This is a genomic window from Streptomyces sp. NPDC054887 (assembly GCF_053610585.1).
This window is the reverse complement of the sequence record NZ_JBSGYQ010000053.1, coordinates 42,848-51,677: the sequence shown is the minus strand read 5'-3', so window position 1 is coordinate 51,677 and position 8,830 is coordinate 42,848. Positions and strand designations below refer to the sequence as shown.

Genomic DNA, 8,830 nt, shown 5'->3' with positions numbered 1-8,830 from the left:
ACCACTCCTCCCGGTCTGACCAACGAGCCAGACCCGTGGAGGGGGTCAACTTTCAAGCGCCGCTACCGGTCCACTTTTCAGCCGTCGCCGACAGACCGATCAGCACGACGAGTGGCGGATCCTGAGCGGCAGCACCCACTCACATCGATCAAGAGCGCGCCTGGTTCCGCTGGGACGGGGGCCCAGCAACAAGTTGAAGCTCAAGCCAGTGTTGTCGGGCTGCCGCAGTCCACAACCGGCGGAGCCAATCCCCGTAACTCTCCTCCAGACCCCACACACCCACGCGTAGCGGGAACGCTGACGGTACGCCAAGGACGCGGCTTCAAGCCTCTAACAGCCCTAACGGCGCAGAATGCCGGTGCGCGGCCAGGCTCGAAGGAGCCCTAGTAGGGGCCGCCGCGGAAGAACATGCTGCCGTGGTGGCGCGGTCGGTCGCCGCGTTCGTGGGCAGCGTCGGAGCGGTCGGCCGGGGTCGAGCACCGAGTCAGGGCCCGGAGGGTCGCCAGACCCGCCAGCACCTCGTGCCGGTTGCCCGCGGACTTCATCCAAGCCGGCAGCCGGGCGAACATCCCCCGCGTAGGGGAAGCGTGACGCTCGCGCAGCCGGGCACCGACGTAGGCAGCGAGGGCGTCAACGTGCTCATCGTCGTAGGCCCACAGGATCCGTCCAGCACAGCGGGTCTGAAGCCACAGCGGTCGCCGGAAGAAGGGGTCCTCGGTACCGCCGGGCACCGCGCCGACCAGGCCGGAACCCCGCTGCGCGGCTGTCCATTCGGCGACCGCGCCGCAGCCGGCGCAGGTGAGGCGGCGGGGCTGGAAGAGCAGTTCACCAAAGTTCTTCCGCGCCGCGAGGCGGGGCAGGGGCACGACGAGCGCCTGGCCACCGCACCTCGGGCACACCACGAGGATCCGGCTGGTGAACCGGGCGAGCCACTCGCCATGGTCACGGTGGCGGACTGGCTCGGGATGCGCGGACTCGGAGCTCATAACAGATACCTTGCCAGGCCCGCCCTGCACCGAACGACCGGGATTTTCCCGGCTCGGCAACAAGCGTGAAACCGGAACCGGAACCGGCGCTGGCGAGCCGGCGGGCACGTCAACTTCGGGCGTGTGTCGAAAGCCCTGGGCAGGCCGGGCGGCGCGTGCCAGCATGACGCCGTGACGCAGATCAGCAAGGGGGAGGACCTGCCAGCCCCCGGACAGTCAGGGCAGGCCGGACAGGTGCCGCTGGAATCCCGGCCGGAGTCGTCGGCAAGTTGTCGGGCCCGGGGACGGACACGGGTTCGGGCTCGAGGTCGGGCTCGGGGCCGAACGCCGGTGCGGGACCAGGCTCGGGTTCAGACATGGGTACGCACCGGGGTGCGGGCTCCGCCTCGGACGGCGCGTCGGCCGGGTCCGGATGCGGCGCGCGGGGTAAGGACCGCGCGCGGCCTCCGCGCCGGATCGACCTCGCGGACGGGGGACAGTGGGCGGGGCTGATCGCCCAATCGCCTGCTCCGTCCGCCGGGACGGCCCTGTCCGCCGGGACAGCCGCAGCCGTGGGGATCCTCGGCGGGGAGTTCGAGGACATCGTGTACGTCGGCAGGGGCGACGCCAAGTTCGCCATGGAGGAAACGCCTCCGCCCGGTTACGTCCTGGTCGACGTCGCCCGGACGGGCAGGGGCATCTTCTGGATGGACTCCCTCGACTGGAACGGCAAGGAGGCCGTCCACCTCGGCAGAAGCTTCCCGCCCCACCGGTTCGACAGGCGGGTGATGTGGTGCGACACCCTGTACCCCCTGCGCTTCCGCGTCCAGTGCGACAGCCGGGACGAGTGGGTGGTCGTGATACGGCCCCTCAGCGCGGTGCGCGCGCTCGGCGAGGGGGCCACCGGGCAGGGCTCCGACGTCCTGCTCCACACCGGGCCCGCGGGCGAGCTGGTCTCCCGGATGCGCTCGGCGGAGGGATCCGAGTGGCTGCGCGTCGAGGGCCACAGGCCGCGTCGCCCCGGCGCCCCGGCCCCATACCCGGACACGCTGGCGAGCGAGACGGGCCGGCGCCCGAAGGACGCACGGGTGCTCCCCGAGGGGCCCCTGGTCCTGGCGGTCGTCAACGGGGACGGCGACTGGTCGCTCGAAGTCCGGCCCGCTCGCCCCGCGGAGGAGAAGAAGCCCAGCCTCTGGAACCGTCTGCTCGGGCGCTAGCGAGCTCGTTCAGGTGAAGTCCCCTAAATATGGGGGAGTATCGAACGGCGGTGCCGGGGCCGTCACGGAAATGTTCCCAGGGCCCCGGTTCTCGATCCGGCGCATGGCGGGACGCGCGCCGACGATCTACCGGGTAGCCGATGTCGATGAGAGCGGGGCGCCCGCCTTCGCGCAGGCCGTCACCGCCGCCCTCCCCGACACCCGGCGCCCGAGAGCGCCGCACTCGTCACGACCAGCGCCCGCCCGGTGCCACGCAGCCGCGCCGGACCCGTCGGCCGGGCATCGCGGCGGCCCTCGCCGCCCCCTCCTCCGGAAGGGCCGGACGAGCGGAGATCCGAGGGGCTGACCGGGACGGCAGCCCGCTCTACGATCATGCCCATGTCGACCTCCATTTCCACCCTCCCGGTGCTCCGAGGCCGGGGCGGGGCCGTCCTGTCCGCCGAGGACATCGGACTGGTCCTCGACCTCCCGCGCGAGCAGGTCACCTTCACCCCCGACGGGTTGGGCCGGATACGCGCCGAGGGCCGCTCGGTCCTGATCGAACTGCGGGCGAAGGCCGGGGCGACGCCGCGCGTCCACCGCATCGACGACGTGGACGAGGCGGCAGCCACCACCTTCGCCGACGGGGTCAACGCGATCCTGGCGAACCGGACGGACAGCGACGACGTCGACGGAGCCCCGTTCGCCGTGACCCGCTCGCTCGCCCCCACCTGGCGGACGAGGTTCCACCGCCGGATCCTGCGGGGCACGCTGTGGCACCTGTTGGCGCTCGTCGCCCTCTGCGTGGTGGCCGGCTCACTGGGCAAGTGGGACCTGGTGCTCCTCACGGTCCCTCTCGGCGGCTTTGCCTGGCTGGGCCTGTGGCTGGGCCTGTACGGGGTGATCCGCGCGCGGCGGGAACGCTGGCTGTACTGGTACGGCGTCATGGTGACCGCCACCCGGGCCACGATGTCCCGCGGGGCGTACATCTACCCGGACGCGACCGGGACGTACCGCGGCTTCCTGCACGGCGAGGCCGGTCCCACGATCACCGTGGCCCACCCCCCGGAGGACCCGGCGGACGTCCTGGTGCCGGCGTCGCCGCTCACGCACCTGGTGAACACCTACGCGGGCGCCGTCCTGGTCGTCTGCTGCAGCGCCATGACTGTCCTCCACGCCGTGATGGCGGTGGACTTCCTCCTCGACGGCTAACCAACGGCTAACCATGCACGAGCTCTCAGTGCGGCGCCTACAGGCATCCCATGGGCAACCTGTTCCAGCTTGGGGGCACGCTGCCTGCTTGAAGGGCACCTGCAGGCGACGTGCACACCCTTTGCATCAAGTTTCCCATCGGCATCGCGCACTTGGACCGCAGGCTGCGCGCTCTGCCGGTACGCCGAAGCCCAGGCCGCTGTACCTCCCGCACGCACGCCCCAGGCACATTCCGGAGGCGGCGGCCGGTGCCACAGCGGACTGGGGCCGCGCCCAGAAGCGCAGATCGCGGTCAACGAAGTTACGACCCCTGCGACCCCTCGGTGAAGGCGGTGGCGTGGTCGGCGGCCCACTGGCGAAACGTTCGCGGCGCCGTACCGAGGATGTCGGCCACCGCAGTGGTGATGTACGCGGGCTGTCCGACCGCCGCGCTCCACGCGGCGAGCAGCATGTCTACGACCCAGCTGGGTGCCGTGCCCTGTGACAGGCTTCGGAACTCGTCCGGCGTCATCTCCTCGAATGCGATCCGTTTCCCCAGGGCGTCACCGATGACGCCCACCTGCGCGGCCTGGGTCAGCGATTCGGGGCCTGTAAGGACGTAGTCGCCTCCGGCGTATCCGTCCTGATAGAGCGTCCGCGCCGCGACGGCTGCGACGTCGCGGTCGTCAACCGGAGCCGACTCGGCACCGCCGTAAGGCCACCGGACGACCTCGTCGGTCCGGACCGCAGATGCCCACCAGGCCAGCGAGTTCGACGCGAGCATCCCCGGTCGGATGATCGTCGACTCGAGTCCGGTGGCCGCGATGAACCGCTCGATGTCGGCGTGCAGCACCGCCATGGGATTGGGCTGCTGGAAGAAGGGGTGTGGCGTCTGGTGCGGGGAGGAGAGGAAGGCGACCCGCCGCACGTGGGCTGCCAGCCGCTCGACGACTGCCGCGGCGGTCTGAGGCGGGGCGGTCCAGACGAGGAAGACCGCACCGGCGCCATTCAATGCCGGGTTGAGCGACTCGGGCACAGTGAGGTCGCCGATGAACACCTCAACCTTCGCCGGCAGCGTCGCCGCCGCCTCGGAGCGATGGGTGAGAGCGCGGACCGCGACGCCCGCGTCAAGGAGTTGGTCGACGACGACGCGGCCGATCCGGCCCGTCGCCCCGGTTACAAGCACGGGAGCAATGTCTCTCTGGTTCACGCCGCTCATGAAAACGTTACTCGGTTAAAAACGCAACCCGGCCACTAATGTTACGGTGGTCAGATGAGCGAGCCGACGGGGCTGCGGGCCCGCAAGAAGGAGCGGACGCGCGACGCCATCGGCGACGCGGCAATCTCACTGTTCCTGGAGCACGGCTTCGACCGCGTCTCGGTCAACGACATCGCCGCGGCGGCCGAAATCTCCAAGCCGACCCTCTTCCGCTACTTCCCCAGCAAAGAAGACCTGGTGCTGCACCGGTTCGCGGACCACCAGGGCGAGGCAGCACGCGTCGTACGTGGCCGCAAGTCCGGCATCGACCCGGTGACGGCGCTGCACCGACACTTCCGGGCCGGCCTCGATCGGTACGACGCCGTCACCGGCCTCAACGATCACCCAGAGGTGGTGGCGTTCCATCGGCTGGTGTTCACCACACCGAGCCTGGCGGCACGGCTCACGCGGTACCAGCTCGAGGACGAGGAGGCACTGGCGGACGCCCTCGGCGAAGGCATCCAGGCACGCCTGCGAGCCGCCCAGGTACTCGCGGTCCAACGGGTGCTCGCCCGGACCAACTGGCAGAAGATCGCCGACGGTCGAACCGCCCACGGCGTTCACCCCGAGGCCGTAGCCGACGCCGACCAGGCATTCAACCAACTGCGGTAGCAGGCGACATCCTCGGTCGAAGAACCCTCCGCAGCCTGGTGCACGTCCTGCCACCGGCCCGGTCAGGCCGCTTCCACGCTTGTTTCGATCCGTGTCGGCGTCCTTTGGTCATCACTGGAGGCGGCGACGGTCGAGGTCACGAGAACTCCAGCGGTGCGGCGACCGCAGCAGTGCGAGCAACTCACCCGGGAAGGCGGGAGTTGCCAGGTGACAGCCTCCTGCTTCCTGGCGGTCTCGCGCCCTTCGCGAAGCCGCCTTTCGACTCCCGGTCCGCCCGGTAAACGGCTCGCGCGAGGTAGCGTCCGGGATCTACCCTGCACCGGTGATCAGCCATGGACTCCGGGACAAAACAGGGCGACGCGTCGCCCTGCACGAGGTGGACGACGAGAACTGGCGCGCCGTCGCGGACCTCGCTCCCATGGACGACCAGCGCCGGTACGTGCCCGCCCTGGCAGCTCGCTACCTCCTGCTGTCTATGCGCGAGGGTGTGTGGCGCTCGCTTGCCGTCTGCGCCGACGACACGGTGGTGGGGCACATCATGTGGGGTCGCGACGAGGACGGCTCGTACTGGATCGGCGGGATGCTGATCGACGGTACCCAGCAGGGCAGGGGAGTGGGCCGTGCAGCGGCGCGCACCCTCATAGCATGGTTGGCGGCCCATGAGGACTGCTGGGTTGTTCGCCTGTCGTACCACCCCACCAACACGCCGGCCCGGGACCTGTACGCCTCCTTGGGGTTCCGGCCGACGACGGCTGCCGAGGGGGACGAGGTGGTTGCCGAGCTGCACGCAAGGTCGGCCGGCGCGACATCGCCTTGAACGGGTACTGACCGGGCCGGTGTTCCCAGCTTCGTGTGCAGCACCAAGTCCGGTGTGATCCGCGGCGCGCGGGGCCCGCGCCGGCCATTGCGAGCCGTGTCCCGGGGCGGATCACCGCCCAGACCTGGGGGAACCCGAGGGCCCCCGCCTGGCGGAACACCGTCTTCAAGCACGTCCGCCCCCAGGCCGTCTCTTTGGATCACCGACCGGCATACTGGGCGTCATCCAACGGCTGGAAGCAGACAGCGTGCAATTCGACATATTTCGCATCGGCGCAAGCCTTGCGACCGCCACCGTGATGGCATTCGCCCCGTCCGCTTGCGGGACAGCCAAACCCGCCCCCACTCCGAAGGCCGTCACTCATGGCGAATTGGTCGGCCGGTGGGACGGGGAGGGGGAATGCGGATCGCCGATCGTCCGCCTACGCGACGACTACACCTTCTCCAGCAAGGACTTTCCGGTCCAGTGGGACGGCCCCGTGCCGGGTTCGCAGGTGACACGTCGTTCAAGCGACGGGAAATGGCATGGGGTCAACAAGGACCCCGGCCTGACGCCTTATCTTGTACTCCGTTTCAGGAATCACAACGACCATCAGTTTCTACCGTTCTATCTGGAGCACGGAAAGCTGTGGATGAACGGGACTGTCCACGCGGACGGCGGGGACCCCTATCCCTACACATGTCACTACAAACGCACTTCCGCCGACCCTGAGGCCTAGGTGGCTTCGTTTGGATCAGTTGGTCGATGGTCTGGGTGTGGCCGTTGACTGCTGCGCAGTGGGCGCGGATTGATCCCTTACTCCCAGATCGCACTCCGAAGCGGGAGGTCGCTGGTGAGACCACCGTGAGGTGATCGACGCGATTGCCTACAAGTTCCAGTGCGGAACGCAGTGGGTTCACCTGCCGGAGAAGTACGGCAACTGGCGAGGTGTCTACGACCGGCTTCGGATGTGGGCCGTCGACGGCACATGGGAGCGGGCTTCCACCGCCCTGGAGGCTCAGGCCGACCCGGACGAGGACCTCAACTGGGCCGTCTCGGTGGACTGCACGCTCGTGCGGGGTCACCCGCACGCGGCCGGGGTCCGTAAAAGGGGGCCCCTGCCAGCGAACCCGACGACCATGCCATCGGCTGGTCCCACGGCGGGCTGACCCACGAAGATCCACCTTGCCGCCGACGACCGCTGCCGGCCACTGGCTTTCCACCTCACCGCCGGGCAGGCCGGTGACGCGCCCGCCTTCACCGGCGTCATAACCAGCCTGGGCGTTCCCCGTCGGCGAGGACGCCACGTACCAGGCCGGACCTGGTCTTGGCCGACAAGGCGTACTCGTCCCGCGTGATCCGCGAGCACCTGCGCAAGCGGGGCATCCGGGCAGTGATCTCCGTCCCCGCCGACCAGCGCGCACACCGGCTACGTGGGGCAGTCGCGGCGGCAGGCCACCGGCCTTAGACCAGACCTACAAGCAGCGCAACACCGTCGATCGGTGCATCAATCGCCTGAAGCAGTGGCGCGGCATCACCACCCGCTACGAGAAGACCGCCACCATCTACCTGGCCGGACTCCACGTCGCGGGCATCTTCCTATGGTCCGCCCGGTGATCCGAACGACACTGCCTACACCCGTAACGGCCCAGCGGGCGGTGTATGACCGGCTGGTCCGACGGTTTGAGCAGCAATTATGATGCGGGCTGCGCCGTTCGAAGATCTGGGGGATTCATGGGGTACCCGTTCGATCCGAAGGAACCGCTGCCCGTTCCGTTGTCTCCGGGTGCGGCGGCGGACGTGCTCGAACGGCGCCGGGCGCTGCTGCCCGAATGGATTGACGCGAGTCGGGCCCTGGTCGTCCGGCTGGGTGAGCTGTCCCGGTGGGAGCCGCCCGAGGTGCTTCTGGAGTCGCCGAGCCACGGGCTCACACACATGAGCACGATCAGCTCCAGTGGAGACCTGACTCCGTTCGAGATGATCGGTTACAAGCCCTTCGACCTGTATCTGACCGTGTACTGCGCCGAGTACATGTTCAGCGATGTCGGCGGCAGCTGGGTGCTCGATGAGGACGCCGGGTCGCCGACCTTGGGTCGTTTCGTCATCGGCGGGTACGACGGTAATGCGACGGTGGACGTGTACGCCGCTGTGACCGCTTTCCTCGACGAGCCCGAGGGCCGTCAACTGAGCTCGCTCCTGGAGTCCTTGCAAGAATCGATGGGCGCACCGGTGGGCGTCTGGGACACCTCGTACCCGTGAGGTGCATTCTCGCGGATGCCATCGCGAGGACGTTGCCGATGGGGGAACCGGTCGACTGCCGACAGGCCGGGCCTGTAGTACGTGACGTGTTCAGGTGGCCTGGGCCCTGGCCGCTGCCGTGCCCTTCGCGTCCGCGCCGTTCCCGTCCGGGCCACTAGCCCGGGCCGCCGCCCCGGGCCGAGCCGCCGCTGCCGGACGGCCCGGCCGCGCGTCGGCATCCTGGCCTCCGCCGCATCACTGCTGTCTGCCCGTGCCGCAGGCCTCACCCGGACCGCCGAGGAGCCGGCGGTCGCCGCGCAGGCCCGCCAGTAGGCTCATCGGCCTCGGCCGACGCGCCCACGGCCGCGGAGGCCAACGTGATCCTGAAGACGTGGCGCACCGGCATCCGGTCGCCCGTGCTGCCGTGCGGCGACGCGTTACCGGCCACTGGATGCGGCGCGGCTGCATCCAGGCCCTGCTCGCTGCCGCTTCGACGCGTCCCGGAGAAGGAAGATTGCCTGGTCGCACAAGCCGACCCGCTTCCGGGGCATTGCGGCCTGACCGCGCCACCGGA

Annotated in this window: 8 protein-coding genes and 1 pseudogene; 7 read left to right on the top strand and 2 right to left on the bottom strand. The window is 69.5% G+C overall.

All coding sequences use genetic code 11. The features are described from left to right. Window positions 1–383: 383 nt before the first annotated feature. Window positions 384–986 carry a hypothetical protein gene (locus ACWGH0_RS26060; protein WP_453406663.1) on the bottom strand — a complete coding sequence of 201 codons (603 nt, stop codon included), beginning with the start codon at window positions 984–986 and terminating at the stop codon, window positions 384–386. A 356-nt stretch (window positions 987–1,342) separates the two neighbouring features. Here ACWGH0_RS26060 and ACWGH0_RS26055 point away from each other — a divergent pair, with 356 nt between their 5' ends. Both ACWGH0_RS26055 and ACWGH0_RS26050 read left to right on the top strand, forming a co-directional pair. After that, window positions 1,343–2,182 (top strand): hypothetical protein, encoded by an 840-nt coding sequence (locus tag ACWGH0_RS26055; RefSeq protein WP_453406662.1) that lies wholly within the window; start codon window positions 1,343–1,345, stop codon window positions 2,180–2,182. Window positions 2,183–2,560: 378 nt separating this feature from the next. Continuing rightward, on the top strand, window positions 2,561–3,373 hold the full coding sequence (locus ACWGH0_RS26050; protein WP_453406661.1) for a hypothetical protein: 813 nt from the start codon (window positions 2,561–2,563) through the stop codon (window positions 3,371–3,373). A 301-nt stretch (window positions 3,374–3,674) separates the two neighbouring features. Here the strand turns inward: ACWGH0_RS26050 and ACWGH0_RS26045 are convergent, their stop codons facing one another. Beyond that, window positions 3,675–4,538, bottom strand: coding sequence for an NAD(P)H-binding protein (locus ACWGH0_RS26045; protein ID WP_453406660.1), 864 nt, complete (start codon window positions 4,536–4,538; stop codon window positions 3,675–3,677). An 87-nt stretch (window positions 4,539–4,625) separates the two neighbouring features. Here ACWGH0_RS26045 and ACWGH0_RS26040 point away from each other — a divergent pair, with 87 nt between their 5' ends. The 5 genes and pseudogenes from ACWGH0_RS26040 (at window position 4,626) to ACWGH0_RS26020 (ending at window position 8,277) form a co-directional block, all read left to right on the top strand. Beyond that, window positions 4,626–5,222, top strand: coding sequence for a TetR/AcrR family transcriptional regulator (locus ACWGH0_RS26040; RefSeq protein WP_453406659.1), 597 nt, complete (start codon window positions 4,626–4,628; stop codon window positions 5,220–5,222). Between the two features lie 322 nt (window positions 5,223–5,544). Next, on the top strand, window positions 5,545–6,039 hold the full coding sequence (locus tag ACWGH0_RS26035; RefSeq protein WP_453406658.1) for a GNAT family N-acetyltransferase: 495 nt from the start codon (window positions 5,545–5,547) through the stop codon (window positions 6,037–6,039). A 247-nt stretch (window positions 6,040–6,286) separates the two neighbouring features. After that, window positions 6,287–6,757: a hypothetical protein gene (locus ACWGH0_RS26030; protein WP_453406657.1), complete on the top strand. Its 471-nt coding sequence runs from the start codon at window positions 6,287–6,289 to the stop codon at window positions 6,755–6,757. A gap of 26 nt (window positions 6,758–6,783) precedes the next feature. Then, window positions 6,784–7,635, top strand: a pseudogene (locus ACWGH0_RS26025) (IS5 family transposase). Between the two features lie 45 nt (window positions 7,636–7,680). Beyond that, window positions 7,681–8,277, top strand: coding sequence for a hypothetical protein (locus tag ACWGH0_RS26020; RefSeq protein WP_453406656.1), 597 nt, complete (start codon window positions 7,681–7,683; stop codon window positions 8,275–8,277). Window positions 8,278–8,830: the final 553 nt, after the last annotated feature.